Raw genomic sequence first — 26,096 nt, 5'->3', positions numbered from 1 at the left:
CTTGTCAAACATCTCCACAGCGCTTCAGCGCCGTTGGTTGTAGACGTCGACGCAGACGGCGCCGAGAAGCACGAGGCCTTTGATGACCTGCTGATAGTCGATGCCGATGCCGAGGATCGACATGCCGTTGTTCATCACGCCCATCAGGAATGCGCCGATCACCGCGCCTGTCACCTTGCCGACGCCGCCATAGGCAGATGCCCCGCCGATGAAACATGCCGCGATGACGTCGAGCTCGAAGCCGGTGCCGGCTTTCGGTGTGGCGCTGTTGAGACGCGCGGCGACCACGAGGCCGCCGAGAGCCGCAAGCATGCCCATATTGACGAAGGTAAGGAAAACAAGCCGCGTCGTCTTGATACCGGAAAGCTCGGCCGCGCGGGCATTGCCGCCGACTGCATAGATCTGCCGGCCAACCACGGTGCGCGTGGTCAGGAAGCTATAGGCGGCAATCAGCACCGCCATGATGATCAGCACGTTCGGCATCCCGCGATGCGACGAGATCAGAAAGGCGATGTAACCGACGCCGGCAAGGATCAGCAGGTTCTTGGCGACGAAGAAGCCAAACGGCTCTGTCTCGACGCCATGCGAAATGCGCCGCTTGCGGCTCGCGACATTCTGCACGATGAGGATGATTGCAAGGATGAGGCCAAGCACGAACGAAGTGATGTAGAGGCCACCGGCCGAGGAGATCAGCTCGACAACATAACCGGACGAAAGCTTCTGGAATATCGGCGGGAACGGGCCGATTGCCTGGCTGCCGAGGATGGCGATCATCAGACCACGGAAGACCAGCATGCCCGCGAGTGTCACGATGAAGGACGGTATCTTGAGATAGGCGACAAAATAGCCCTGGGCCGCGCCGATCAGGCCGCCGACCGCAAGGCAGGCAACGATGACGACAGCGAAATTGATCCCCCACGAGACCATCATGAGCCCGGCAAGGCCACCGATAAAGCCTGCGACCGAACCGACCGACAGGTCGATATGGCCGGTGACGATCACCATCAGCATGCCAAGCGCCATGATGACGATATAGCTATTTTGCAGCACGATATTGGTGACGTTGAGCGGCTTCAGGAGAACACCGTCGGTGGCGATCTGGAAGAAGATGACGATCACCACCAGCGAGATCAGCATGCCGAAGTCGCGGAGATTGTCCTTCAGAAAACTGGTCGCCTTCGGCGGCGCCGTGATTGCTTCCTGGGGCGTACTCATTATTCTCTCCCTTTGCGCCGCATGATGGCGCGCATGATATTTTCCTGCGTGGCTTCCTCACCGGACACTTCGCCGACAAACGCACCTTCGTGCATGACCACGATACGGTCGCAAATGCCGATCAGTTCGGGCATTTCCGACGATATGACGACCACCGCCTTGCCGGCATCGGCGAGCTCATTGATGATCGTGTAGATTTCATATTTCGCGCCGACATCGATGCCGCGTGTCGGCTCGTCCAGGATCAGCACTTCAGGCCCCGTGAAGAGCCATTTCGACAATACCACCTTTTGCTGATTGCCGCCCGAGAGCTTGCCGGTTTCCTGGTAGACGTTGTGGCTGCGGATGCGCATGCGAGCGCGGAATTCCTGCGCCACCTTCATCTCTGCGATATCGTCGATGACACCGCGCGAAGACACGCCGCCGAGATGGGCGAGCGAGACGTTCTTGCGGATGTCCTCCGGCAGAATGAGGCCGAGCTGCTTGCGGTCTTCGGTCACATAGGCGAGACCCGCCTTGATGGCCTTGTGGACGTCGGAAAGGTCGAGTTCCTTGCCGTGCATCTTGGCGGTGCCCGTGACATGACGTCCCCAGGACCGGCCGAACAGGCTCATGGCAAATTCGGTGCGCCCTGCGCCCATCAGCCCGGAAATGCCGACGATCTCACCGGCCCTGACCTTCAGCGAGACATTCTTGACCACCTGCCGGTCGGAATGTTGCGGATGGTAGGCAGACCAGTTCTCGACCTCGAAGATGACGTCGCCGATCTTCGGATCGCGCTTCGGGTAACGGCTTTCGAGATCGCGGTCGACCATGCGCCGGACGATCTCGTCCTCATCGACCGGGCCGGCATGGCAATCCATCGTGCCGACCGTGCGGCCGTCGCGAAGCACCGTGATACGGTCAGCGACTTCCGTGATCTCGTTGAGCTTATGGGAGATCATGATCGAGGTAATGCCGTTGCGGCGGAATTCCTTGAGAAGTTCCAGCAAAGCCGCGCTGTCCGTCTCGTTGAGCGATGCAGTCGGCTCATCGAGGATCAGCAGCCGTACGTCCTTCGACAGCGCCTTGGCGATCTCGACGAGCTGCTGTTTGCCGACGCCGATATTGGTGATCAGCGTGTCCGGCTGTTCGGTGAGCCCCACCTTGGCGAGCAACGCCTGGGTGCGCTTGTGCCTCTCGCTGCGGTCGATGACGCCGTGCCGCGCCGGCGGATTGGTCAGGAAGATGTTTTCCGCGATCGACATCAGCGGAATGAGCGCAAGCTCCTGGTGAATGATGATGATGCCGAGCTTTTCAGAATCGTTGATGTCGCGGAAATGACGCTCCTCCCCCGCAAACAGAATCGAGCCTTCGTAGGAGCCGTGCGGATAGACGCCGGAAAGCACCTTCATCAGCGTCGACTTGCCGGCGCCGTTTTCGCCGACGAGCGCGTGGATCTCACCTTCCTGAACGGTGAAGCTGACATCGGAAAGCGCCTTTACGGCGCCAAAGCTTTTCGAAATGCCTCGCATTTCGAGAATGGGCGGCCTTTCGGCCAGCGGAACGGGATCGAGCATGATCACTCCGAAAATTAGAGCGTTTCCTGCGGGAAACGCTCCATATCCTTGTCTTGCGCAATTCCGGACGGAAAATCGCTGCGCACTTTTCCCGGATTTGCTTGGGTCCACGCGGCAGATTTCCACCGCGCGGAGCAAAAAGCCTACTACTTGAGCTGCGATTCCTTGTAGTAACCGCCGTCAACCAGAACCTGCTTCCAGTTCGTCTTATCAACGACAACCGGCTTCAGAAGATAGGACGGTACGACCTTCTTGCCATTGTCATAGGTCTTGGTGTCGTTGACCTGAGGCTCCTTGCCGCTCATGACCGCGTCGACCATGTCGACGGTGACCTTGGCGAGATCACGGGTATCCTTGAAAATCGTCGAATACTGTTCGCCGGCGATGATCGACTTGACGGACGGGACTTCTGCGTCCTGACCGGTGACGACCGGCATCGGCATGTCGCCGCTGCCATAACCGACGCCCTTCACGGAAGAAAGGATACCGATCGAGAGGCCGTCATAGGGAGACAGCACGCCGTTCAGCTTCTTGTCGGAATAGGTGGAGGAAAGGATCGCGTCCATGCGGGCCTGGGCCGTTGCGGGGTCCCAGCGCAGCGTCGCAACCTTGTCCATGCCGGTCTGGCCGCTGCCAACCACCAGCGTTCCCTTGTCGATCAGCGGCTGCAGCACGCTCATCGCACCATTGTAGAAGAAGAAGGCGTTGTTGTCGTCAGGCGAGCCACCGAAGAGTTCGATGTTGAACGGACCCTTTTCGGTGTCGGCCTTGAGGCCCGTGACGAGCGAAGTCGCTTGCTGGACGCCGACCTGGAAGTTGTCGAAGGTGGCGTAGTAGTCGACATTCGGCGTGTCGCGGATCAGGCGGTCGTAGGCGATGACCTTGATGCCCTGCTCATGAGCCTGCGCCAGTACGTCCGACAGGGTGGTCCCATCGATCGAAGCAACGACGAGCACCTTGGCGCCCTTGGTTACCATATTCTCGATCTGCGCGAGCTGGTTCGGAATGTCGTCTTCCGCATACTGCAGGTCGACGTCATAGCCGCGTTCCTTGAGAACCTTCACCATGTTGTCGCCGTCGGCGATCCAGCGGGCCGAAGACTTGGTCGGCATGGCGACGCCGACGAGGCCCTTGTCCTGGGCTCCGGCCGGTGCGGCGAAAGCCAGGCCCGTCAGCATCGCTGCCGTGGTCAGATATTTTAGGATGCTCATGTACTGCTCCTCCTTGAGGCCGGCTTCTCTTGAGCCGCCTTGGTTCGGGATGAGGGCGGCCCCCCGCCGCCCCTGGGGATCGTTACCGATCAATGATTATCGCGTGGCAGTCCGGCCGTCTGGGCGATACGCTGGTATTTGACCGCCGGCTCGAGCACCGCGCCGGTTTCCATCTGGCCAACGATGCCCCGCTGGATTTCCTGCCAGGGTGTCTGGTGCTTGGGATAATGATAGCCACCACTGGCTTCCAAGGCCTTGCGGCGCTCGGCGAGCTCCTCGTCCGAAATAAGGATGTCGGCGGTACCGCGACCGAGATCGATCCGGACCCGGTCACCCGTCTTCAAAAGTGCGAGACCGCCGCCTGCCGCCGCTTCCGGCGAGGCATTGAGGATCGACGGACTGCCCGAAGTACCGGACTGCCGGCCGTCACCGATGCAGGCGAGCGAGGTGACGCCCTTCTTCAGCAGATAATCCGGCGCACGCATGTTGACGACTTCTGCAGCTCCCGGATAGCCGATCGGCCCGGCGCCGCGCATGAAGAGGATCGTGTGTTCGTCGATTTCGAGCAACGGATCGTCGATCCGGTGATGATAGTCTTCAGGGCCGTCGAAAACGACTGCCTTGCCCTCGAACGCTTCCGGATCATCGGGGTTCGACAGATAACGATCGCGGAACTCCTTGGAGATGACGCTGGTCTTCATGATCGCCGACGAGAACAGGTTGCCGCGCAGGACCCGGAAGCCGGCGGCTGCCTTCAAGGGCTCCTCATAGCGACGGATGACCTTCTCGTCCTCGATGATCGCTCCGCGGCAATTCTCGCCGATCGTCTTGCCGTTCACCGTCATGGCGTCCTCATGGATAAGGCCCTGTTCCATGAGCTGGTTGACGACCGCCGGCACGCCACCGGCATGATAGTAGTCCTCGCCGAGATATTCGCCGGCCGGCTGCAGGTTGACGAGCAGTGGCACTTCTTCACCATAAGTCTGCCAATCGTCGACAGAGAGCTCCACGCCGATATGGCGGGCAAGTGCGTTCAAATGGATCGGTGCGTTTGTGGAACCGCCGATCGCCGAATTGACGCGGATTGCATTGATGAAGGCCTCCTTGGTCAGAATGTCGGAGGGCTTCAGATCCTCCTTGACCATCTCGACGATCCGAAGGCCGGTGAGATAGGCGACTTCCTGACGGTCGCGATAAGGTGCCGGAATGGCAGCCGAACCGGGAAGCTGCATGCCGAGCGCTTCGGCAAGCGAATTCATTGTCGTCGCCGTGCCCATCGTGTTGCAATAGCCGGTGGACGGCGCCGAGGATGCGACGAGCTTCACGAACCCCGCATAGTCGATCTCACCCTTGGCGAGCAGCTCGCGCGCCTTCCAGACGATGGTGCCGGAGCCGGTGCGTTCCCCACGGAACCAGCCATTCAGCATCGGCCCGACCGACAGCGCGATCGCCGGAATGTTGACGGTGGCCGCCGCCATGAGACAGGCCGGCGTCGTCTTGTCGCAGCCGATCGTCAGCACGACACCGTCGAGCGGATAGCCATAGAGCACTTCGACGAGGCCAAGATAGGCAAGATTGCGGTCGAGGCCGGCAGTCGGTCGCTTGCCCGTCTCCTGGATCGGATGGACCGGGAACTCGATGGCGATGCCGCCCGCCTCGCGGATGCCTTCGCGAAGACGGTGGGCAAGCTCCAGATGATGGCGGTTGCAGGGAGAGAGATCGGAACCGGTCTGAGCGATGCCGATGATCGGCCGATCCGACTGCAATTCGGCCTGGCTCAGGCCGAAATTCATGTAGCGCTCAAGATAAAGCGCCGTCATGTCCACGTTAGCCGGATTGTCGAACCAGGCACGCGAACGGAGTTTCTTCACCTCCTGGCGGCGTTGGTCGGTTTCGGCGATCTCGGTGGAGGGTGTATTTTCGGTGTTGCTCATCATTAGTCCTCAAAGGCGGCTGTTTGGATCCGCCGGCCCAGCATAAAGGCATCGGCGACATGCACCAGCGGCGAGAAATCGGTATCGATTGCGCCTTTCATGACAAGCGCCACGAAATCGCGATAGAGATTGCGGTATTCCTTGTCCTCTTCAACAATCACGCTTTCGCCATTGACGAAAAGCCGGCTGCCGCCATGGGTCAGCACCACCGACCCCTCGTCGGTCTCGACGCGGATGTCCCAGGTCTGCGGACCGGTCTGACGCCAGTCGAATTCCGCCGAGACGGGCACGCCGCCATCCGTCTCAAAAACGAGGCTTGCGGCGATCGGTGCAGCGCGATTGGCAGGGAAAGTCAGCTCCGAGCGGGTCAGATGGAATTCTTCCGGCAGGATGCGGGTGACGATTGACAGCGCGTTGATGCCGGGATCGAAAACGCCGAGACCGCCGGGCTCCCATATCCACGCCTGCCCCGGATGCCAGTGGCGGACATCTTCCTTCCATTCGACCGCCACGCTGCGGATTTTCCGCTTCGCCAGCAGCGCTCGCGCTGGCTCGACTGCGGCGGCAGCCCGAGAATGCCAGGTGGAGAAGAGTGTTAGACCTTTCCTCCTGGCGAGAGCTTCGAGCGCGTAAACCTCCGAGAGTGTCGCACCCGGCGGCTTTTCAAGCATTACATGTTTGCCGGCATCAAGCGCGGCCTTTGCCTGGCTGAAACGCCCCTGAGGCGGCGTACAGAGCGAAACGGCGTCGATTTCCACATCGGAATCAAGCAGATCGCCGATTTCGTGAAAACATGCAACGCCATCGAGCCTGGCGTGGCGGCTGGCGACAGCCACAAGTTCGATGCCGTCGGTGGCCTCGATCGCGCCCAGATGCTGGTCCCTGGCGATCTTTCCAAGCCCGACAATAGCAAGACGGATGGGAGCCATGGCCGCCTCTCAGAGCTTCTTAACTGTGACGGGCTTATCCGCGGCGACGGTCAGCCGATTGACGAGGGGCAGCTTGAAAGGGGCCGCCGAAATCTCGAATATGTCGCCGGCTTCCGTCTTGACGCCTTCGGAGAAGGAAAGCGTCGCCGTGCCGAAGAAATGCACATGCAGGTCGCCCGGCTGGCGGAACAACTCATATTTGAAGTTATGATACTCCAGATTGGCGATGGTATGGGACATGTTCGCCTCGCCGGAGAGGAACGGCTTTTCGAAGATCACCCGATCACCACGGCGCACCCGCGAGGTCCCCTCCACGTGATCCGGCAGATCGCCAACCAGAAGTTCCGGCCCCAGTGCGGCCTGGCGCAGCTTGGAATGGGCAAGCCAGAGATAGTTGCCCTTCTCGGTCACATGGTCGGAAAATTCATTGGCAAGACAGAAACCCAGCCGGAAGGGCGTGCCGTCCGGACCGATCAGATAGATCGCCGCAAGCTCGGGCTCCTCGCCGCCGTCGAGGGCGAAGGACGGCGAAACAAGTTCCTCGCCAGTTGCCCGAAGCTGTGATCCGTTGCCTTTATAGAACCATTCCGGCTGGACGCCGACCTGGCCCGGCCCGGGCTTGCCGCCTTCGACGCCCATCAGGAACATGCGCATGGAATCGGTTGGCTTCTCTGCCGATTGCGCCGCCTTGTGCATCTTGTCGCGACCATCGGCAGAGCCGAGATGGGTGAGACCTGTGCCTGCAACGACGAAATGCGCCGGATCCGGATGCGTGATCGGCAAAGCGAGACGCCCCTCGTCCGCGGCCCTTTTCAGATCGATGGTTTCGCCAAGCCCGACTGCATCGATTCGCTGTGAAAGCGTCTGGCCGGCCGCGATCGCCTGCATCGCGAGCTCATAGGTGGACGAAACGCCCGTGACGACACGGGCCGGACCTTCGCCTTCCCATGCAACAACCTGCAACTGGCCGGCGCCATTACGAACCTGAAGAACACGCAACATCGATTTCGTCACCCAAATGCTTCCATAACCCGCACGTCGCTTCCAAAGCCATGCGGTTCCTCCCGTCGGAATACCTGAGTTCCGATACGGTCATTAATACGACTATTGGATTGCGCTCCTGCTTGTCAAGAATGCGAAAGCAGGCACCTGATGCGCGCAGCCGCCTTCCGTGATTGAAAATAAAACATTGATTTCCAATGAAAAATCACAAGACAGGCCCACTCACATCGGGCAGTTTTGAAAATTATCAAAATTATCGCTTGAAAAAGTAATATTATATGCCAATCCTTGCCGCCGTCAGTTTGCTTTCTCATCTCTGGGAGGATTTAAGATGAAAAGAGCACTTGCGGCGGTCACCGTCGCCCTCAGCATGTCCCTGGCTTCGGGCGTTTCCGCTCAATCGCTTACGGTCGGCTTCTCGCAGATCGGTTCCGAATCCGGCTGGCGCGCCGCCGAAACCACCGTCACCAAACAGGAAGCGGAAAAGCGTGGCGTCAACCTGAAATTCGCTGATGCTCAGCAGAAGCAGGAAAATCAGATCAAGGCGATCCGTGGCTTCATCGCGCAAGGTGTTGACGCCATCTTCGTCGCTCCCGTCGTTGCCACCGGCTGGGATGCGGTTCTCAAGGAAGCCAAGGAGGAAGATATCCCGGTGATCCTGCTCGATCGCGAGATCGATGCACCGAAGGACCTTTACCTGACCGCCGTTACATCTGACACCGTTTTCGAAGGCAAAGTCGCCGGCGACTGGCTGGTGAAGGAAATCGGCAGCAAGGACTGCAAGGTGATGGAGCTCCAGGGTACCACCGGTTCCTCGCCCGCCATCAACCGCAAGAAAGGTTTTGAGCAGGCGATCGCATCGCATCCGAACATCAAAATCGCCCGCTCTCAGACTGGAGACTTCACCCGCACCAAGGGCAAGGAAGTCATGGAAAGCTTCATCAAGGCCGAAGGCGGCGGCAAGGACATCTGCGCAGTCTATGCCCACAACGACGACATGGCCGTCGGCGCCATCCAGGCAATCAAGGAAGCTGGCCTGAAACCCGGCACCGACATCAAGGTCCTTTCGATCGATGCCGTGCCGGATATCTTTCAGGCCATGGCAAAGGGTGAAGCCAATGCCACAGTGGAGCTGACCCCGAACATGGCCGGCCCCGCTTTCGACGCGCTCGAAGCCTATCTCAAGGACAAGAAGGAGCCGCCGAAGTGGATCCAGACGGAATCGAAGCTCTACACCGCGGCTGACGATCCGATGAAGGTCTACGAAGCAAAGAAGGGTCTCGGCTACTGATCTCCCGCCGCCCGCCCCGCTCCTTCTTCAGGGGCGGGCGCCAACAGCAACCGGAGCGGAGCCCCCTTGCCGCTCCGGTTCTTCGATAGACCCGGGACGTGAACATGTCGGATTCGAATACACTTCTGGAAGCCAGAAGTATCGGCAAGGCCTTCCTCGGCAATGTGGCGCTCGATGGTGTAGATTTTACGTTGGAGCAGGGTGAGATCCATGCGTTGCTCGGCGAAAACGGCGCCGGCAAGTCGACACTGATCAAGATTTTGACCGGGGTCTATAGCCGTGACCGCGGGACTATCCATCTCGATGGCGTTGAGGTCTCACCTGCCAATGTAGCGGAAGCCCAGACACTCGGCATCGGCACCGTCTACCAGGAAGTCAACCTTCTCGAAAATCTCACCGTGGCGGAAAACCTCTTTCTTGGCCGCCAACCCCGCCGGCTCGGACTGATCGACCGTCCTAAGATGCGCCGCCAGTCGAAGGCCTTGCTTGCCCGCTACGGGCTCGACATCGACGTCGATGCCCTGCTTTCCTCCTATTCCGTTGCGGTCCGCCAGATTGTCGCGATCGCCCGCGCCGTCGATCTTTCCGGCAAGGTCCTGGTGCTCGACGAACCGACCGCCAGCCTCGATGCCCATGAGGTCGAGATGCTGTTTTCCGTGTTGCGCAAGCTTCGCGAAGACGGCCTCGGCATCATCATCATTACCCACTTCCTCAACCAGGTTTATGCCGTCGCCGATCGGGTCACCGTGCTTCGCAATGGCCGGCTCGTCGGTACGCGCAAGTTGGCGGAACTGCCGCAACTTGAGCTGATCTCCATGATGCTCGGTCGTGAACTGCAGCACATCACCCGTGATCATCAGGCACAGGACGAAACGGTGAAGGACGCAGCCGAGGCTACGATCCGCTTTGAGGGTTACGGCAAGCGCGGCAGCGTCGCGCCATTCGACCTCGATATCCGTCCCGGGGAGGTGGTCGGTATCGCCGGCCTGCTCGGATCCGGCCGCACTGAAACCGCCTTCCTGCTCTTCGGCATCGACCGCGCCGACAGCGGCACGGCGATCATCGACCGGGAAAAGATCGCCCTCTCTTCCCCCGAGGCGGCGATTGCCGCCGGCTTCGGCTTTTGTCCTGAGGAGCGCAAAACGGACGGCATTATCGGCGATTTCTCTGTCGCCGATAACATCGCGCTCGCAATGCAGGCTCGTCAAGGCTGGGCCAAGCCAATCTCATCCCGCGAAAAACGGACGATCGCCGAAAACTTCATCAAGTCGCTGGACATTCGCCCCGCTGACGCAGAACGGCCGATCAAGTTTCTCTCTGGCGGCAATCAGCAGAAGGCGATCCTCGCCCGTTGGCTCGCAACCGAACCGCGTCTCCTGATTCTCGATGAGCCGACGCGCGGCATCGACATCGGAGCACATGCGGAAATCCTGAAGATGATCGAGCGGCTCTGCGCCCAAGGCATGTCGCTCGTCGTGATCTCCTCCGAGCTGGAGGAACTGACGGCCGTCGCCCATCGCATCATCGTACTCTCCGATCGGCGCCACATCGCGGAGCTCGCCGGCGATCAGGTGACCGCCGACAACATCATGCAGGCGATCGCCGCATCCGCCCGCACGGAGGCCGCCTGATGTATCGCGTAACCCGCCGCCTGCGCCGTCTCGCTCCTCAGCTCATCGCGCTCGCCATCATCCTCGCATTGATCACCGCAATCGCACCGGGCTTCCTGACGATATCCGTGCAGAACGGCCGCCTTTACGGCAGCCTGATCGACATCCTCGTGCGCGCCGCGCCAGTCGCATTGCTGACAATCGGCATGACACTCGTTATCGCCACGCGCGGTATCGACCTTTCGATCGGCGCGGTCATCGCCATCTGCGGTGCGGTCGCGGCGACACTTATCAGCAAGGACTATCCGCTGCCGGCCGTCATCCTGATCTCGCTGGGTGTCGGCCTCCTTTGCGGGCTTTGGAATGGCGTCCTGGTGGCGATACTCGACATCCAGCCGATCATTGCGACCCTGATCCTGATGGTCGCCGGTCGCGGCGTTGCTCAACTCATTACAGAAGGCGTTATCCTCACCTTCAACAACGATACCTTTGCTGCTCTCGGATCCGGCTCCTTCGCAGGCATTCCGATCCCCATTTATCTCTGGGTAGGTGCCGGCCTGCTCATCGGCCTGCTGGTGCGCCGCTCGGCACTCGGCTTCCTGATAGAGGCGACCGGCATCAACCGCCGCGCAGCCACTCTCGCCGGGGTGCGCGCCCGCTTCCTGCTCTTCTTCGTTTACGCGGTTTCGGGCATCTGCGCTGCCGTTGCAGGCCTCATCGTCACCGCCGATATCCGGGGTGCCGACGCCAACAATGCCGGCCTCTGGCTGGAACTCGACGCCATTCTCGCCGTCGTCATCGGCGGCACCTCGCTCAATGGCGGGCGATTCTCGATCACCGCTTCGCTGATCGGCGCGCTGATCATCCAGTCGATCAATACCGGCATCCTCGTCTCTGGCTTCCCGCCGGAGTTCAACCTGATCATCAAGGCCGGCATCATCATCATCGTGCTGACGTTGCAGTCGCCGACGATACTGAGTTTGCTTCACTTCATGAAGCCTGCCAGACGGCAACCGGAGGCCGTAACCAAGGAGGCCGAAGGAACGGCGCGATGATCCACACCCGCAACCTCCCTTTTGTCGCCACGCTCGGCATTTTCGTCATCGCCTACGCGCTCTGCGTCCTGCAATTCCCAAACATGCTGTCGACGCGCGTGATCGGCAATCTGCTTACCGATAACGCCTTTCTCGGGATCGCCGCTGTCGGCATGACCTTCGTAATCCTGTCCGGAGGGATCGACTTGTCGATCGGTTCGGTCATCGCCTTCACCAGCGTATTCGTGGCAGTCATGGTCGGCACGCTCGGAGTTCATCCGCTTACCGCTTTCGTGGCCGTCCTGGTCATCTCGACGCTCTTCGGCAGTCTGATGGGCGCCATGATCCGCTATCTCAGCATACCGCCCTTTGTCGTGACGCTCGCAGGCATGTTTCTCGCGCGCGGTGCCGCCTACCTGATTTCGACCGAATCCGTGCCGATCTCGCACCCCTTTATCGACACCATCCAGAGCTTCTATTACCGGTTTCCGGGAGGCGGCCGGTTGACCGCGCTTGCCATGCTGATGCTGCTGGTTTTCATCGTCGGCACTTTCGTCGCCGGACGCACCCGTTTCGGCGCCAATGTCTATGCGATCGGCGGGAACCAGCAATCGGCGGAGCTGATGGGCGTGCCGGTGGGTTCAACGACCGTCGGCATCTATGCACTTTCGGGCTTTCTTTCCGGCCTCGCCGGCATTGCCTACACGCTCTACACTTCGTCCGGCTATTCCTTGGCGACAGTCGGCGTCGAGCTCGATGCGATCGCAGCCGTCGTGATCGGCGGTACGCTACTGACGGGCGGCGTCGGCCTTGTTGCAGGCACGTTCGTGGGTATCTTGATCCAGGGACTGATCCAAACCTACATTGTCTTTGATGGCACCTTGTCGTCCTGGTGGACGAAAATCGTCATCGGCTTCCTGCTCTTCGTCTTCATCGTCTTGCAGCGTGCGATCATCTGGTATTCAAACAGGAAGCTGGCCGAGGGCCGGCTGAAGGGGGTTTGATTGGGTCTTCTGGAAACCACGATCAGTGGGCGAAAGCGCCGCAGCAACCACGCGCATGTGGTGGCGGAACTCGGCCGCGGCATCGTATCCGGCAAGATACCGGAAGGTTCATTGCTGCCAGGTGATGCGGAACTTTCCGCCCGCTTTGGTGTCTCCCGCACGGTGTTGCGCGAATCCATGAAGACGCTCGCCGCAAAACGCCTGGTAGAGCCCAAAGCCAAGGTCGGCACCCGCGTGCTGGACAAGGCGAGCTGGAATTTCTTCGATTCGGACGTGCTCGGCTGGCGCTTCGAATCAGGCCTCGATTTCGAGTTCATCGAACATCTTGCGGAAATGCGTATGGCTCTGGAGCCGGCAGCCGCCGCTGCGGCGGCAATACGCGCCACGAGTGACGATATCGTCGCACTTTATGCGATTGCAGCGAAGTTCGACAATCTCTCGCATACGCCGGAAACCATCGCCAAGGTGGACCTGGAATTCCACCTCGCCATCGCCCGCATGTCCGGCAATCCGTTCATGCGTTCGGCAAGCGCGCTGATCGAGGCGGCGCTGGCAATATCCTTCCAGCTCTCGTCACCGGCATCCTCACCGGAGATGATCGATGAAGTCGCCTCCAATCACCTCAGGATCGCGCACGCCATTGCCTCACGCGACCCGCAAAAGGCAATCATCGCCATGCGGCACGTCATCGAGATCGGCAAAGGCCGCATTCGCAACTCGCTTGACGTCAAGCTGCCGGCATAGATCTACTTCGCTTCGAGTGAGATCATCAGATTGGCAAGCAGCGCCGTGCGCGGCGCAACGCTGCTCAGGAAAATATGCTCGTTGAACGTATGCGGTCCGGCACCGTCCGCCCCCAAGCCGTCGAGGGTCGGCACGCCGAGTGCCGCCGTGAAATTGCCGTCAGACCCACCACCCGTCGCCATGCCTTCCAGAGCAATGCCGAGGTCGCTTGCAATCTTGGCCGCCGCTTCGAACAAACGCTTCCCCTCTTCCGATTGGGCAAAGGGCGGCCTGTTCATCTTGCCGGCAATCTCGAAGGTGATATCCGGATCGACGGGTTTCATGGCATCGATCTTGCCGGTGATCTCCTCGGCGACCTGATCGTTCGGCACACGGACGTCGACCTGTAGCCGGCATTCGGCCGGCACCGTATTGCGGCCGGTGCCGCCCTGGATCGTGCCGACCGTGACCGTGACGCCACGGTCTGTGTCGTTGAGCGCCTCGAGTTCCAGCACCAGCCGTGCAGCGGCGCGGATCGCGCTGCGTCCATCCTGTGGCCTCGCGCCCGCATGCGCCGCACGTCCCTGCACGGTGATATCGTACATGGCGACCCCCTTTCGGGCGACCACGACCTTGCCGCCATCGCGCGCAGGCTCGACCACCAGAGTATAGCCTGCATTCTTCGCCGCGGTTTCCATGAAGGTACGAGAAGACAGGCTTCCCATTTCCTCGTCCGGCACGAAGATCAGGTCGATCGGCATTTTGCTTCCCTTCCTGACCGCAAGTTTCATGGCTTCGAGCGCCATCAGCGCCCCCGACTTCATGTCATAGATGCCGGGGCCATAGAGCTTGTCGCCCTCCTGCCGCAGCGGAAGCTGATTGTTGATGACGCCGACGGCATGAACCGTATCGAGATGCGCGAGAATGAGCACCGTCTTTTCGTTGCTGCCGGCCGGACGCGGCGAGCGCACCGCGAGGATGTCGCCGAAGCCGAGCGTGCCCGGCAGCCGTTCCGTATCAAGACCGGCTTCCCTTCCCAGGATCTCGACGCGATCGACAAGCCGATTGACAGCCTCAGCATTGGAGGTCGGGGTCTCGATCTCGACCCAGCGTTTCAGCTCCTCGATCAGGGCCTCGTCGTCTATGTCCTGGGCGGAAATGGCAAGCGTCATGGGAAATTACCTTGGGCGTTTCTGGCGAGCGGAGGATGATGCCGCTGAAGCGCGGCCCGGCCACTATAGTGAGCCGGACAAGGATCGCTAGACCTATGCCCAAACAATCGCCAAAAGTCTCCTGCCCTTGCGCGGGCATCTCTCCGTGCCGGGGGAAGCCAACCTCGCCAAGCTCGGCGATGTCATGCGCAATTACGTGACCGGCAAGGCTTGAAGCATATCGCCGTCAAATCGTCATGCTGCGAAAATGTTCGAGCATGCGGGCCGCATCCGGCTCGATACCGGTGAACAGGCGAAACGCCCCGACGGCTTGGAACACAGCCATGCCGCCGCCGTCCAGTATGCGGCATCCGCGCTTTTTCGCCTCCCGCAGAAGCTCCGTTTCAAGCGGAAAATAAACGATCTCGGCGATCCAATGACGGGGCTGAAGCAGGTCCGGCGACAGCGGAATACCGGGATATTTTGCCATGCCGGTCGGTGTAGCGTGAATCAGACCCGCTGAGTTTCGCATGGCGTCGCTGATATCATCCGAAGCCCGGATTGTCGCCTCCGGGAAAAGCAACGACATGTTCTGAGCCAGTTGCAGGGCGCGTTCCGGTTCACGATCGAACACCGTTAGCGTCTTAAGGCCGAGTGAAAGAATGGCAAAAGCTGTCGCGACACCGGCGCCACCCGCGCCGATCTGGAGCGCGGCGTCGAGATCGGCTCCCGGCAGGCCGCGACGAAAACTCTCGGCAAAACCCCACCAGTCCGTGTTGTGACCGAAGCGTTTGCCGTTCCTCAGCACCACCGTGTTCACAGCACCGAGCGCGCGCGCCTCGTCGGAAAGCTCATCGAGATAAGGAATGATCACCTGTTTACAGGGATGGGTGATATTGAGGCCGCAGAGTCCCCTCGCCTCGGCATCGTTCAGCAGTTGCGGCAAGGCAGCCGGCGTCAGACCGAGCTGGGCAAGATCGATCAACTCGTACTCGTATCGAAGGCCCTGAGCCGCCCCCTCCTTGACATGCATCGCCGGCGTCAATGAGGCCTGGATGCCGGAACCGATCAGCCCGGCCTTCAAAGATTTCAGCAGTGTCTCAGCCATAGCACTCAAGCCTCATGTGAATGAATGAGCCGGCTCGCCGCGAAACGAGCCGGCGGATCGCGTTACTTGCGGGCGGCTTCAAGTTCCTTGAAGAGCAGGGAAACGCTATCCGCTCCGATATCGGCGCTGAACTTGTCGATCAGCGGTTTCACCGCATCACGCAGCTTCTGCGTCTCTTCGGGGCTGAGCTCAGTGACCTGCATGCCCGTCGCCTTGATTTCATCGAGTGCCTTGGCATCGGCCTCACGGGAAACCTTGCGTTGGAAATCGCGCGCCTCCACAGCGGCGGACTGGAGGACCGCTTTCTCTTCGTCATTGAGGCCATCCCAGAACTTCTTGCTGACCAGCACGATCTGCGGATTGTACTGATGGCGGGTGACGGTCAGGTACTTCTGCACCTCATAGAATTTGGCATTGAGAATGTTCGCGAACGGATTTTCCTGCCCGTCCACGGTACCGGTTTCGAGTGCCGTATAAAGTTCGGTGTAAGGCAGCGGCACGGCGTTCGCGTCGAGGCTGTTGAACAGTTCGATCGGGATCGGCGACTGTAGCGTGCGGATCTTCAGCCCTTTGATATCCTCAAGCTTGGCAACCGCATGGCGGTTGTTGGTGAGGTTGCGGAAACCAAGCTCCCAGTAGGCAAGCCCGACAAGGCCGGCCGGTGGCAGCTTGTCGATCAGGCTCTTGCCGAAAGGGCCATCCATGACTTTGTCAGCCTCTTCGCCACTGTTGAACAGGAACGGCAGGTCGACTGCGCCGAAGTCCTTCACATTGCTTGCCAGAATGCCGGCATTCAGCACCAGCATCTCAACCACGCCGCCCTGCAGCGCTGACACGGTCTGTACATCGCCGCCGAGCACGCCGCCGGGAAACAGTTTGACCTCGATCTTTCCGCCACTCTTCTCCTTGACGATCTCGGCGAACTTCTCCATGCCGGTGACCTGTGGATGGCCCTTGCTGTTGGCCGCGGCGAATTTCAGCGTATGCGAGCGGATTTCGGCAGAAGCCGTGCCGGTGAACAGAAGCACCGGAATGGTGATTCCGAGCGCCAGTTTCATCATCTTGTTGAACATGCTTTCCTCCCACTATTGGCCGGGACCTCCCCACGGCCGGTTGACATGCACTTTGAAAAAATCGCTCGCCTCAATGCCCGAACCAGGTGACGGGCACGGTCACCAGTTCCGGAAACAGGACGAGCAGAAAAAGCACGATGAGTTCCGCGATCATGAAGGGCATGACGCCTTTCACGAGCTTTTCCATGGAAAGTTTCGACACGCCGCAGATGACGTTGAGCACCGTGCCGACCGGCGGCGTAATAAGACCGATCGAATTGTTGATGATGAACAATACGCCGAAATAAACCGGGTCGATGCCCGCCTGCTTGATGATCGGCATCAGAACAGGCGTCATGACGAGAATGGTCGGCGTCATGTCCATAGCCGTGCCGACGAGGACGACCATCACCATGATGGCGATCAAGAGCAGTGTCTGGTTGTCCATCAACGGGTCGAGCAGCCTGACGAGATCACCCGGCACGTCAGCGACGGTGATGAGCCAGGCGGAAACCGCCGCGCAGGCGACCAGGAACATCACCACGGCGGTGATCTTGGACGCCGAGACAAACACATGGAAAAGCTGCGACGGCTTGAGCTCGCGATAGACGACCATCGAAACGAACAGCGAATAGACGGCCGCAATCACTCCTGCTTCGGTCGGCGTAAAGACGCCGAACTTCAGGCCGACGATGATGAAAACGGGCAGCAGCAGCGCCCAGATGCTGTCGACGAAGGCTTTGATCCGCACGTCGCGGCTCTGCCTGGGCGGCAGTTCGAACTGCTCCTTGCGGGCGACGACCAGCCACGTGACACAAAGCGAAAGCCCGATCAGAAGACCCGGCACGATGCCGGCAAGAAAGAGCTTCGTGATCGACACGCCGCCGATGACGCCGAAGAGGATGAAGCCGATCGATGGCGGAATGATCGGGCCGATGATCGAAGCCGATGCCAGAAGCCCCCCAGCGCGGGCAGGATCATGACCGGACTTCAGCATCATGGGGAAAAGCAACGCGCCGAGCGCTGCGGCATCCGCCACCGCGGAACCGGAAAGGCTTGCGAGTATGCAAGCCGCAAAGATCGCCACGAAGCCAAGACCGCCGCGCACATGGCCGACCATTGCCATGGCGAGATTGACGATGCGCTTCGAGAGACCGCCGGTGTTCATGACCTCGCCAGCCAGCAGAAAGAACGGGACTGCCATCAATGGGAAGCTATCGGCACCGTTCAGCACGTTCTGTGCGACGATCTGAGCGTCGAAAATGTCCATATACATCATCAGCGCCACGCCACTGAGGATGAGAGCGAAGGCAATCGGTACGCCGAGCGCCATGGGGCCGAGAAGCGCGCCGAGGAAAATTGTGAGCGTCATCGATCCTCTCCTCAGGCCTTGGTCCCGCTACCGGCAACGGCAGTTTCCGGATGACTATCGAGAGCGATCTCGTCCTCGCTGTCGCGCACCAGCTGCGCAGTCGCGATATCGATGCGGCCGGTCGCCACCTGAAACGCATCCCAGAGGATGAGGAGGAAGGTCGGGACACCGAAGGCGATGCCTGCGCCGTAGAACCAGCCCATGGATATGCCGGTTGCGGGCATGGTCGTGGGCAGGTTGATCAGCGTCTGCGTCCAGCTTCCGCTGATCATCAGCCAGGTCGCCACGAGCATCAGTCCCTGCCCCAGAAGCACTGCAATTCTCGCAGACGCCGGCGGCAGGCGCTTCAGGAGCGAATCGACGCCGAGATGGCCGTGCTCGCGCATGGCAACGACGCCCCCCAGGAACGTCAGCCAGAGAAAGAAGACACGCGACAGCTCCTCAGAGACGGTAATGCCTTGGTTGAAGGCGTAGCGCAGGACAACATTGCCGAAGACCAGTATGACCATGCCCGCCAGAAGCAGAGCGATGACGACCTTCAGCGCAAAAAAGTAGAAATCGATGATCCGTGTCATTTCCAATCCTCCCAAGGCCTTGTCGCGACGGACATCGGGGAAACCGACATAGCAGTTACCCGATCCTTGGGCTTGGCAAGAGCCTTCGCCAGAACCGCCTCCTCAGGGGTCACTGACACGATCGCTAAAATGTACGAACTAGTGAGTATGTCAAGCTCGATCTATTGAAAGTGGCGAACAAGCTCGCTATGACTTTGGAAAAATACGGAAATCCGGTGTGGACAACCTAGACCCTTGGAACGCGCTTCGCATGGAGAGGCGGAACAGAAGGGTAATGAAAGCGACTTTTTGGGATGGCGCCGAAACACGAAAACCGTAGGAAGAACGATCCGCAACGAACTCAGGAAGATATCCTGGAGGTCGCGACGGAGGAATTTTCAACCCACGGCCTCGCTGGCGGACGTGTCGATGCGATCGCGGAAAAGATGCGCACCTCGAAGCGGATGATCTACTACTATTTCGGCAGCAAGGAAGGTCTCTATCTCGCGGTGCTGGAACGGGCCTATCGCAAGATCCGCACGCTGGAGGCCGATCTCGAACTTGCCAACCTGCCGCCGGAACAGGCTCTGCGGGTGCTGATCTCGACGACATTCGATCATGACGAGGCCAATCCGGATTTCGTGCGCCTCGTCAGCATCGAGAATATTCACCACGCCGCCCATATGCTGCGTTCGGAAGCGATCCGCGACCTGAACGTCTCGGTTATCGAGACCATCGCCGCAATCCTGGAGCGCGGCATTGCCGAAGGCGTATTCACCCGCAAGGCTGATCCGATCGACATTCACATGCTGATCAGCGCCTTCTGTTTTTTTCGGGTTTCAAACCGCTACACGTTCGGCACGATCTTCCGCCGCGACCTTTCGGAACGTGCGACCATGGAACGCCATAAGACGCTGATCGCCGACGCGGTCATCAATTACCTGCAGAACAAAGTCGCCTGACCTCTTTGCGTAGAGGCCGTCAACCCGATGCGGAAGGAGCCCGCCGCGACCGCCTCAGCGCCCGTTCACCAGATTGAGGATGAGCTGGTGGACATTGCCGCCCTCGCTCATCTCCATCCGGTCGAAATCGCTGCTGCGCTTTCGTTGCGCCTTGGAAATCTCGCCGAGTTTCGCCTGCAGATCAGCCCTCACCTTGGAACATTTTGGATCATTGGCGGCGCTCAGGCCGACGCTAACCCGCTCGATCTCCCTCACCATGTCGACGATGGTGACACCGTGCACCTGTTCGTGTTTGCGGACGCCGGTGATGAAGATATCCCATTTCCGCTTGAGATCCGAAGAAAGCGGCGAAGCAGGCTTGGGCAATACATAAGTAATGATCAGCTTCGGCTTTGCTGAAACCAGGGTGCAGGCGCCGCCAGGTTGCGGTTCGTATTTTCGCGTCCAGGTGAGTTTGAAATTGGTATGCGCGATGGCACGAACCTCTCTGCCCACTTTGGGGCCACGCTGTCCGATCGAAGCATAAAGGTCGATTCCGGAATCGCCGGTGATCGGATAGGTCTGGATCTGTTCGATCGGCTGCCAGGTGGTTTGCGCCAAAGCGGATAGCGGCGCCAACACCAGATAACCGACCAGCCAATGAAGTCGAATGCTTGATTTCACAAGATCCTCGAAAGCTCTTGTCAGAATGAATAGCCGCCGAGAGCTAAAGTTCCACTTCAGATACCAGCATGACGCTTCGCTGTCATCGACCCTACACAAACCATGCCTAAGCTGGCGCAGTCGAGGGTGATCGTTCATGCACGGCCGCGCCAATCTTACCGCCATGAGGCTGATGGATGCCTGCGAGCATCTGCTTTGCGAAGCCGAAGCCCTGGAGGATCTGACTGCGCGGCGCATTGCCATCGAGGCGAACGCAACGCCCTCTGCCATTGCCTATCATTTCGGCTCGCAGGAGGAGCTGGTCGCCGCCGTCGCGGAACGGGTCTATCGCCGGCTGAATGCCGAGCGGCTCAGACTGCTTCAGAAGGCGATCGACCGCAGGGCGCCCGATCCGCCCAATCTCGAAGAAGTCATCGCGGCGCTTGTCGGCCCTTCTATCCGGTGGAGCCTCGACCCGACCTCCAGCTATCCGGTCCTGTCTCATTTCACCTCCATGGCGAAGACGCACCGGGAACAGGCACCGCATTATCGCCGGATCATCGACAATGTGGAGCATCATCGGGCTTTCATTCCGCACCTGAAGCGGATCGCGCCCTGGCTTGACGAAGTGGATATCGGCTGGCGGCTCAATTGCGCCCTTGGAATTCGCTCGCAGGTCACCCGCAGCCGCTCGCGCACCGAAGTGCTGACCAACTACCGGATGAACCTCGACGATCCCGAAATCGTCATCACCCGCATGGTCGAGGTGATCGCCCCGATGTTCCGCCGGTTAGCCTGAAGTTTCGAGCCTACCGCCCGCCGCGCCTCCTGTCCCCGTTTCGAACGGCATTCGAATTCCGTCACTCCTGCGAAACAAAGTCCTTCTATCGGTCCTCCCACAGGCGGAAACGATCAGGCATTCCCTCGTCCGCTGCCGAGACGTCATCCATGGAGGCATCCGATGCGCCGCGAAACCACATTCATTCACCTGACCGACCTGCATATCGGCACCGCCGACGACGACCACCTGCACAGCGACACGCTGGAAACGCTCAACCAGGTCCTCGACCTCGTCGTGACCGTGACACCGAAACCGCAATTCGTGATCGCCAGCGGCGACCTCACCAATCGCGGCGATGCGGAAAGCTACCGCCGGATGAAGGAGATCATCGACGCGAAACTCGACATGCCGGTCATCTATGCACTCGGCAATCACGATACCCGACCGGGTTTCTACGAAGGCATGGGCATCGAGACCGACGATCCGGATGCACCTTACGATCACGATGCCGTCGTCGATGGCATCCATATCATTGCGATCGACTCGTCCACGCCCGGCCTCATCGGCGGCACGATCGATCCGGAACAGTTCGACTGGCTCGCCTCGACGCTCGACAGCCATCCTGACCTGCCGAAGCTGATCGTCGTCCACCATCCTCCTGCACTGGGTGAGGAACCAGATGCAACACATTGGCGCACAATCCACTTCCCGCAATCGGAGCGCTTCCGGAAACTGCTGCAAGGCCGCAATATCATCGGCATCCTGAGCGGCCATATCCATCACGACCGCGTTTCCTTCTGGCATGGCATACCGGTCGTGGTGGGAACCGGCCAGCATGCCGCAACCGATATCCTGCGCACGGACATCCTGCGCATGGTGCGCGGCGCCTCTTTCGGCATCGGCACGATCCGGTCGTCCGGCCTCACCATGGCCTTCGTGCCGCTGCCGTCGGACCGCGCCGAACTCAACACCTATCCGCTCGAAATGCTGATGGCGCGGGCAACACCCGTCGCCGCGGAATAACCCTCACCCGGGAGAAAACCCAAATGCTGCGCAGAACCACACTCAAGCTCATGGCGACGCTCGCAAGCGTTGCCATGACGCCGCTCGGCGCCTTGGCCGAGATGCCGGCCGCGATCGACAAGCCTGTGACGATCAGCTTCTACAACTACAACCTTGCTTCGGCGAGCGCCGGTGCCGATGCCACCAAGGAGCTCCTTGCCACGTTCGAGAAGAAGTTCCCGAACATCAAGGTCGAGACGATTGCCGTTCCCTCGAACGAGATCATGTCCCGCGTGCAGGCCGATATCGTCGCCCGCCGCCAGCCGGACGTCGCCCAACTCGTTTTCCGCGACCTGATCTACATCGCCAGCGATCTCGGCGCCAATGCGTTGGAAGACATGGTGAGCCCCGAAGAACTGAAGGCCCACCTCGCCGGCATGATCCCGAAAGGCCTGGAACTCGGCAAGGTCGACGGCAAGACCTATGGTCTCGCCTACACGTTCTCGACGCCGATCCTTTATTACAATGCCGACCTCTTCAAACAGGCAGGCCTCGATCCGGACAATCCGCCGAAGACCTGGACTGACGTCGATGCGGCCGGGCGTGCCATCAAGGAGAAGACCGGCAAGAACGGCTTCTTCCCGGGCGCCTACGGCCCGGTCGACGGCACTTTCGTCTATCAGGCGATCGTCATGTCGAACGGCGGCAAGGTGCGCGACGGCAACAAGCTCACCTTCGCGGATACGAATGCCGCCAATGCCGTGAAGATGCTGCGCGGCATGGTCGAAAGCGGTGCGCACGCCAAGATCGACGTCGCAAGCCCCTCCGACACCTTCGCCGCCGGCAATCTCGGCATGTTCCTTTATACCAGCGCGGTCTATGGCAGCTACAAGAAGGCGGCCAAGGACAAGTTCGACCTGCGCATGGCGCCGATGCCCTCCTTCGGCGACAAGCCGACCGCACCCACCAATTCCGGCAGCGCTCTCTACGTCTTCAGCAAGGATCCGGAGAAACAGCGTGCTGCCTATGAACTCCTGAAATTCCTGACGAGCAAGGAGGCCTATACGGTCATCACCAGCAAGATCGGCTATCTGCCGCTACGCCTCGATATCGTCGACGACCCGAACTATCTCGCCTCCTGGGTCAAGGAAAACCCGATGTTCCGCGCCAACCTGAAACAGCTCGATCACCTGACGGCGAATATCGCCTTCCCCGGCCCGAATTACCGGCAGGTCGAGAAGATGATGATGGACTCGGTGCGCGAGGCCGTGTTCGGCACCGGCGATCCTTCAGCCGTTCTTACGACAGCCCAGGACGAAGGCCAGAGCCTGATGCCCTGACAGCAGGCGAATACCAGGAGATGCCGGGCGGCTCTCACGCCTGCCCGGCACCACAAACTGCATACGGACACGTGTCATGACCGATATCCAGGCCGATCTCGCAAGGCCGCTCGCCCTTGCGCCGAGTTCTCCGACGAAGCGCGAGCAAAACGTCTTCACCGTTCTACCCTGGCTTTACCTGGCCCCGGCACTGATCCTCCTGATGATGTGGACCTATGTGCCGCTGGTCGAGGCCTTCCAGCTTTCCTTCTACCAGTGGAACATGCTGCCGACCGCGCCGCAGCGCTATGTCGGCCTCGCCAACTATCAACGCCTGCTGGCGCTTCCGGAAATGCGAGCGGCACTCTGGAATACGCTCTTCTATATCCTCGGCCTCTTCCCCATGTCGGTGGTCATCCCGCTCTTTGTGGCGATCTGGACGCAGGATCTCACCGGCCGCGCCCGGACGGTCTACCGCGCATTGATCTTCGTGCCGATGATCGTAGCCCCGGTGGTCGCCGCCGTGCTCTGGCGCTGGCTTCTCAACGAGGACCAGGGGCTCGTCACGCTTGGCCTCGAACAGCTCGGTTTCGGCCGCATCGGCTTCCTGACCGATCCGAAATACGCGCTGGCGACCCTCACCTGGATCACCGGCTGGAAGCTGATCGGTTTCTCGACGCTGCTCTTTTCCGCCGCGAATGCCGGCATCAACCCCTCCTATATCGAGGCGGCCCGCATCGACGGCGCCACCGGCTGGGGGGTCATCCGTGATATTCGCCTGCCGCTCCTGTCGCCGACCATCCTGCTCCTCTCGATGATGACGATCCTCTTCGGCGCGCAATGGAGCTTCGCCTATATCAACGTCTTGACCAATGGCGGCCCGCTCAAATCGACCACCAACATCTTCTATCTGCTCTGGGAATACGGCTTCCAGACCCTGTCGGCCGGCTGGAGTTCGGCGGCCGGCATGATCGCCTTTGCCGGTTTCGCAGTCATCGCGGCGGGCTGCCTGTGGCTCATGAAGAGGTTTGCGGTATATGACAATTGACGCCCCCGACAACCAGCCTCCTGTGCCCCTTTCGCAGAATGAAGGGACCGCTCGCAGGATTGCCGTGCATGGCATCATGATCCTTCTGTCGGTCCTGTCGATCTTCCCGATCTACTGGATGATCGTCACTTCGCTCCGGCCTGAGAACGAGATTTTCTCAACCCTGCCCTGGCCGTCGAACCCGTCTCTCGAAAACTACGTCTTCGTGCTGACCCGCATTCCGATGCTCCAGATGCTCGCCAACACCACGATCGTCGCGGCGGCGACGGCGGCGCTGCAGGTGCTCACCGGCCTGCTGACGGCCTATGCGCTGGTGCGTTGGCGCATGCGGCTTGCCGGTCTCGTACATGGCCTCATCGCGCTCTCCTGGCTTGTGCCCTTTCAGGTGACGATGATCCCGAACTACGTGCTTGCCTCACGGCTTGGCCTGCTCGACACGCTGACCGGCCTCGTCGTGCCCAATGCCGTGGCGGCCTTCGCGATCCTTCTGCTCTATCATTCCATGCGCTCCTTCCCGACCGAGATCCTGGAGGCGGCACGGATCGATGGGGCGAAGAGCTGGCGCATCCTCTGGCAGATCGTCACGCCGAACATGGGGGCGCCGATCGCCTCACTTGCGATCATCGCCTTCATCTCCGCCTGGAACGAATATTTCTGGCCGCTGCTTCTCTCGCGCAAACCGGAAAACTCGGTCGTCCAGATCGGCCTGCAGATGTTCATGACCCAGGAAGGCAATCTCTGGGGGCCACTGATGGCGGCCGCAGCACTCGCCAGCCTGCCGATCCTGGTCATCTACCTCATCCTGCAGCGTCACGTCATCGAATCGTTCATGAAATCCGGAATCCGCTGATATGCTTGCTTGCGAACGCCTGATCGCGCTGGAAGGCGCCCACAATGTCCGCGACCTCGGCGGCTATCCGACGGTGACCGGCAGCCTGACCCGCTGGCGCTCCATCCTGCGCGGCGACGCGCTGCATCGCCTGGGCCCTGCGGACATCGGAATTCTGCTGGACCACGGCCTGACGACGGTCATCGACCTGCGCAACGCCCATGAACTCGCAACAGAGATCAATCCCTTCGCCCGACATGCCCAAGTGCGCTATCACAACACGCCGCTGTTTTCCGCGCTGGCGCCGGTGGAAATGATGGCGGATACCACATCGGGCTTCGACATGAGCGACCGTTACTGCCAGGCGATCGACGAATGCCGGCCGGCGATCGCCGAAGTACTCGGGACGATCGCCAATGCGCCGGAAGGCACCGTGCTTTTCCATTGCAGCGCCGGCAAAGACCGCACCGGCGTTATCTCCGCCCTGCTGCTCGCCAATGCCGGTGTCGACGAGGCGAGCATCATCGAGGATTATGCATTGACGGCGACCATATCCGGCCCGCTCATCGGCCGGCTTCGGGAGCGCGCGCTCGGCCGCGGCGCGGCACCTGCCCTGCTCGATATCGTGCTGGCCTCGGAGCCGCGCAGCATGCGCCGGACTCTCGACCATATTCACACGAACTATGGCGGCATCCAGGGTTATATGAGCGCACTTGGCTTCGATCCGACCATGACGGAGCGGCTCAGGAATCGCCTGTCCTGAA

24 protein-coding genes are annotated in these 26,096 nt (G+C 60.3%); 12 read left to right on the top strand and 12 right to left on the bottom strand.

All coding sequences use genetic code 11. The features are described from left to right. Window positions 1-24: 24 nt before the first annotated feature. The 6 genes from mmsB to araD1 all read right to left on the bottom strand — a co-directional run bounded on the left by mmsB (window position 25) and on the right by araD1 (window position 7,850). Complete coding sequence (gene mmsB, locus ABK249_RS15865; RefSeq protein ID WP_037147698.1) at window positions 25-1,215, bottom strand: multiple monosaccharide ABC transporter permease; 1,191 nt, start codon at window positions 1,213-1,215, stop codon at window positions 25-27. Next, window positions 1,215-2,774 carry a multiple monosaccharide ABC transporter ATP-binding protein gene (gene mmsA, locus ABK249_RS15860; RefSeq protein WP_227703122.1) on the bottom strand — a complete coding sequence of 520 codons (1,560 nt, stop codon included), beginning with the start codon at window positions 2,772-2,774 and terminating at the stop codon, window positions 1,215-1,217. The genes mmsB and mmsA overlap by 1 nt, the downstream gene beginning before the upstream one ends. Before the next feature lie 146 nt (window positions 2,775-2,920). Then, on the bottom strand, window positions 2,921-3,985 hold the full coding sequence (gene chvE, locus ABK249_RS15855) for a multiple monosaccharide ABC transporter substrate-binding protein (protein ID WP_407721209.1): 1,065 nt from the start codon (window positions 3,983-3,985) through the stop codon (window positions 2,921-2,923). Window positions 3,986-4,074: 89 nt separating this feature from the next. After that, window positions 4,075-5,919 (bottom strand): IlvD/Edd family dehydratase, encoded by a 1,845-nt coding sequence (locus tag ABK249_RS15850; protein ID WP_348863385.1) that lies wholly within the window; start codon window positions 5,917-5,919, stop codon window positions 4,075-4,077. A gap of 2 nt (window positions 5,920-5,921) precedes the next feature. Beyond that, entirely contained in the window at window positions 5,922-6,848 is a 927-nt protein-coding gene (locus tag ABK249_RS15845) for a Gfo/Idh/MocA family protein (protein WP_227703124.1), read from the bottom strand. Between the two features lie 9 nt (window positions 6,849-6,857). Next, window positions 6,858-7,850 carry an AraD1 family protein gene (gene araD1 / locus ABK249_RS15840; protein WP_037147708.1) on the bottom strand — a complete coding sequence of 331 codons (993 nt, stop codon included), beginning with the start codon at window positions 7,848-7,850 and terminating at the stop codon, window positions 6,858-6,860. Between the two features lie 331 nt (window positions 7,851-8,181). Between araD1 and ytfQ the strand changes: the two genes are divergently transcribed. From ytfQ to ABK249_RS15815, 5 genes are all read left to right on the top strand, one after another. Continuing rightward, window positions 8,182-9,141: a galactofuranose ABC transporter, galactofuranose-binding protein YtfQ gene (ytfQ, locus tag ABK249_RS15835; RefSeq protein WP_348863285.1), complete on the top strand. Its 960-nt coding sequence runs from the start codon at window positions 8,182-8,184 to the stop codon at window positions 9,139-9,141. Window positions 9,142-9,245: 104 nt separating this feature from the next. Next, window positions 9,246-10,772, top strand: a complete 1,527-nt coding sequence (locus ABK249_RS15830; RefSeq protein WP_348863284.1) for a sugar ABC transporter ATP-binding protein — start codon at window positions 9,246-9,248, stop codon at window positions 10,770-10,772. Beyond that, the gene (locus ABK249_RS15825; protein WP_348863283.1) at window positions 10,772-11,806 is read left to right on the top strand and encodes an ABC transporter permease; all 1,035 of its coding nucleotides are present in this window, start codon (window positions 10,772-10,774) and stop codon (window positions 11,804-11,806) included. Before ABK249_RS15830 ends, ABK249_RS15825 begins: the two co-directional genes overlap by 1 nt. Further along, a complete protein-coding gene (gene yjfF / locus ABK249_RS15820) occupies window positions 11,803-12,789 on the top strand; it encodes a galactofuranose ABC transporter, permease protein YjfF (protein ID WP_348863281.1) in 987 nt (328 codons plus the stop codon). The genes ABK249_RS15825 and yjfF overlap by 4 nt, the downstream gene beginning before the upstream one ends. Continuing rightward, window positions 12,790-13,533: a FadR/GntR family transcriptional regulator gene (locus ABK249_RS15815; protein WP_227703128.1), complete on the top strand. Its 744-nt coding sequence runs from the start codon at window positions 12,790-12,792 to the stop codon at window positions 13,531-13,533. It abuts the gene before it with no gap. A 2-nt stretch (window positions 13,534-13,535) separates the two neighbouring features. On the opposite strand, the gene ABK249_RS15810 is transcribed toward ABK249_RS15815, so the two are convergent. The 5 genes from ABK249_RS15810 to ABK249_RS15790 form a co-directional block, all read right to left on the bottom strand. After that, window positions 13,536-14,684, bottom strand: coding sequence for a M20 family metallopeptidase (locus ABK249_RS15810; protein WP_348863280.1), 1,149 nt, complete (start codon window positions 14,682-14,684; stop codon window positions 13,536-13,538). Window positions 14,685-14,910: 226 nt separating this feature from the next. Further along, window positions 14,911-15,771, bottom strand: a complete 861-nt coding sequence (locus ABK249_RS15805; RefSeq protein WP_348863279.1) for a shikimate dehydrogenase — start codon at window positions 15,769-15,771, stop codon at window positions 14,911-14,913. A 62-nt stretch (window positions 15,772-15,833) separates the two neighbouring features. Further along, window positions 15,834-16,844: a TRAP transporter substrate-binding protein gene (locus ABK249_RS15800; protein WP_227703131.1), complete on the bottom strand. Its 1,011-nt coding sequence runs from the start codon at window positions 16,842-16,844 to the stop codon at window positions 15,834-15,836. A 70-nt stretch (window positions 16,845-16,914) separates the two neighbouring features. After that, complete coding sequence (locus ABK249_RS15795) at window positions 16,915-18,195, bottom strand: TRAP transporter large permease subunit (RefSeq protein ID WP_227703132.1); 1,281 nt, start codon at window positions 18,193-18,195, stop codon at window positions 16,915-16,917. A gap of 11 nt (window positions 18,196-18,206) precedes the next feature. Then, window positions 18,207-18,770 carry a TRAP transporter small permease gene (locus tag ABK249_RS15790; protein ID WP_227703133.1) on the bottom strand — a complete coding sequence of 188 codons (564 nt, stop codon included), beginning with the start codon at window positions 18,768-18,770 and terminating at the stop codon, window positions 18,207-18,209. A 293-nt stretch (window positions 18,771-19,063) separates the two neighbouring features. Here ABK249_RS15790 and ABK249_RS15785 point away from each other — a divergent pair, with 293 nt between their 5' ends. Continuing rightward, a complete protein-coding gene (locus tag ABK249_RS15785; protein ID WP_227703134.1) occupies window positions 19,064-19,711 on the top strand; it encodes a TetR/AcrR family transcriptional regulator in 648 nt (215 codons plus the stop codon). A 54-nt stretch (window positions 19,712-19,765) separates the two neighbouring features. Here the strand turns inward: ABK249_RS15785 and ABK249_RS15780 are convergent, their stop codons facing one another. Next, the gene (locus ABK249_RS15780) at window positions 19,766-20,374 is read right to left on the bottom strand and encodes a DUF922 domain-containing Zn-dependent protease (RefSeq protein ID WP_348863277.1); all 609 of its coding nucleotides are present in this window, start codon (window positions 20,372-20,374) and stop codon (window positions 19,766-19,768) included. 136 nt (window positions 20,375-20,510) lie between these two features. Between ABK249_RS15780 and ABK249_RS15775 the strand changes: the two genes are divergently transcribed. The 6 genes from ABK249_RS15775 (at window position 20,511) to ABK249_RS15750 (ending at window position 26,095) form a co-directional block, all read left to right on the top strand. Beyond that, a complete protein-coding gene (locus ABK249_RS15775) occupies window positions 20,511-21,152 on the top strand; it encodes a TetR family transcriptional regulator (protein ID WP_348863276.1) in 642 nt (213 codons plus the stop codon). A gap of 162 nt (window positions 21,153-21,314) precedes the next feature. After that, window positions 21,315-22,157, top strand: a complete 843-nt coding sequence (locus ABK249_RS15770) for a metallophosphoesterase family protein (protein ID WP_348863275.1) — start codon at window positions 21,315-21,317, stop codon at window positions 22,155-22,157. Between the two features lie 23 nt (window positions 22,158-22,180). Next, entirely contained in the window at window positions 22,181-23,476 is a 1,296-nt protein-coding gene (locus ABK249_RS15765; RefSeq protein WP_348863274.1) for an ABC transporter substrate-binding protein, read from the top strand. Between the two features lie 76 nt (window positions 23,477-23,552). Continuing rightward, window positions 23,553-24,503 carry a carbohydrate ABC transporter permease gene (locus tag ABK249_RS15760; RefSeq protein ID WP_227703139.1) on the top strand — a complete coding sequence of 317 codons (951 nt, stop codon included), beginning with the start codon at window positions 23,553-23,555 and terminating at the stop codon, window positions 24,501-24,503. Beyond that, complete coding sequence (locus tag ABK249_RS15755; protein ID WP_348863273.1) at window positions 24,493-25,353, top strand: carbohydrate ABC transporter permease; 861 nt, start codon at window positions 24,493-24,495, stop codon at window positions 25,351-25,353. The genes ABK249_RS15760 and ABK249_RS15755 overlap by 11 nt, the downstream gene beginning before the upstream one ends. Window position 25,354: 1 nt before the next feature. Further along, window positions 25,355-26,095, top strand: a complete 741-nt coding sequence (locus ABK249_RS15750; RefSeq protein WP_348863272.1) for a tyrosine-protein phosphatase — start codon at window positions 25,355-25,357, stop codon at window positions 26,093-26,095. The last annotated feature ends 1 nt before the right edge of the window (window position 26,096 follow it).

The organism is Neorhizobium phenanthreniclasticum (assembly GCF_040066075.1).
GTDB classification, from domain to species: domain Bacteria; phylum Pseudomonadota; class Alphaproteobacteria; order Rhizobiales; family Rhizobiaceae; genus Neorhizobium; species Neorhizobium petrolearium.
This window is presented reverse-complemented; position numbering and strand designations above follow the sequence as displayed.

Coding starts and splice junctions, on each gene's coding strand:
- ABK249_RS15750 (WP_348863272.1), top strand. CDS start 25,355: ATGCTTGCTTGCGAACGCCTGATCGCGCTGGAAGGCGCCCACAATGTC.
- ABK249_RS15790 (WP_227703133.1), bottom strand. CDS start 18,770: ATGACACGGATCATCGATTTCTACTTTTTTGCGCTGAAGGTCGTCATC.
- ABK249_RS15755 (WP_348863273.1), top strand. CDS start 24,493: ATGACAATTGACGCCCCCGACAACCAGCCTCCTGTGCCCCTTTCGCAG.
- ytfQ (WP_348863285.1), top strand. CDS start 8,182: ATGAAAAGAGCACTTGCGGCGGTCACCGTCGCCCTCAGCATGTCCCTG.
- ABK249_RS15825 (WP_348863283.1), top strand. CDS start 10,772: ATGTATCGCGTAACCCGCCGCCTGCGCCGTCTCGCTCCTCAGCTCATC.
- ABK249_RS15770 (WP_348863275.1), top strand. CDS start 21,315: ATGCGCCGCGAAACCACATTCATTCACCTGACCGACCTGCATATCGGC.
- ABK249_RS15785 (WP_227703134.1), top strand. CDS start 19,064: ATGGCGCCGAAACACGAAAACCGTAGGAAGAACGATCCGCAACGAACT.
- ABK249_RS15805 (WP_348863279.1), bottom strand. CDS start 15,771: ATGGCTGAGACACTGCTGAAATCTTTGAAGGCCGGGCTGATCGGTTCC.
- ABK249_RS15795 (WP_227703132.1), bottom strand. CDS start 18,195: ATGACGCTCACAATTTTCCTCGGCGCGCTTCTCGGCCCCATGGCGCTC.
- araD1 (WP_037147708.1), bottom strand. CDS start 7,850: ATGTTGCGTGTTCTTCAGGTTCGTAATGGCGCCGGCCAGTTGCAGGTT.
- mmsA (WP_227703122.1), bottom strand. CDS start 2,774: ATGCTCGATCCCGTTCCGCTGGCCGAAAGGCCGCCCATTCTCGAAATG.
- ABK249_RS15800 (WP_227703131.1), bottom strand. CDS start 16,844: ATGTTCAACAAGATGATGAAACTGGCGCTCGGAATCACCATTCCGGTG.
- ABK249_RS15830 (WP_348863284.1), top strand. CDS start 9,246: ATGTCGGATTCGAATACACTTCTGGAAGCCAGAAGTATCGGCAAGGCC.
- ABK249_RS15850 (WP_348863385.1), bottom strand. CDS start 5,919: ATGAGCAACACCGAAAATACACCCTCCACCGAGATCGCCGAAACCGAC.
- ABK249_RS15845 (WP_227703124.1), bottom strand. CDS start 6,848: ATGGCTCCCATCCGTCTTGCTATTGTCGGGCTTGGAAAGATCGCCAGG.
- ABK249_RS15810 (WP_348863280.1), bottom strand. CDS start 14,684: ATGACGCTTGCCATTTCCGCCCAGGACATAGACGACGAGGCCCTGATC.
- yjfF (WP_348863281.1), top strand. CDS start 11,803: ATGATCCACACCCGCAACCTCCCTTTTGTCGCCACGCTCGGCATTTTC.
- mmsB (WP_037147698.1), bottom strand. CDS start 1,215: ATGAGTACGCCCCAGGAAGCAATCACGGCGCCGCCGAAGGCGACCAGT.
- chvE (WP_407721209.1), bottom strand. CDS start 3,985: ATGAGCATCCTAAAATATCTGACCACGGCAGCGATGCTGACGGGCCTG.
- ABK249_RS15775 (WP_348863276.1), top strand. CDS start 20,511: ATGCACGGCCGCGCCAATCTTACCGCCATGAGGCTGATGGATGCCTGC.
- ABK249_RS15765 (WP_348863274.1), top strand. CDS start 22,181: ATGCTGCGCAGAACCACACTCAAGCTCATGGCGACGCTCGCAAGCGTT.
- ABK249_RS15760 (WP_227703139.1), top strand. CDS start 23,553: ATGACCGATATCCAGGCCGATCTCGCAAGGCCGCTCGCCCTTGCGCCG.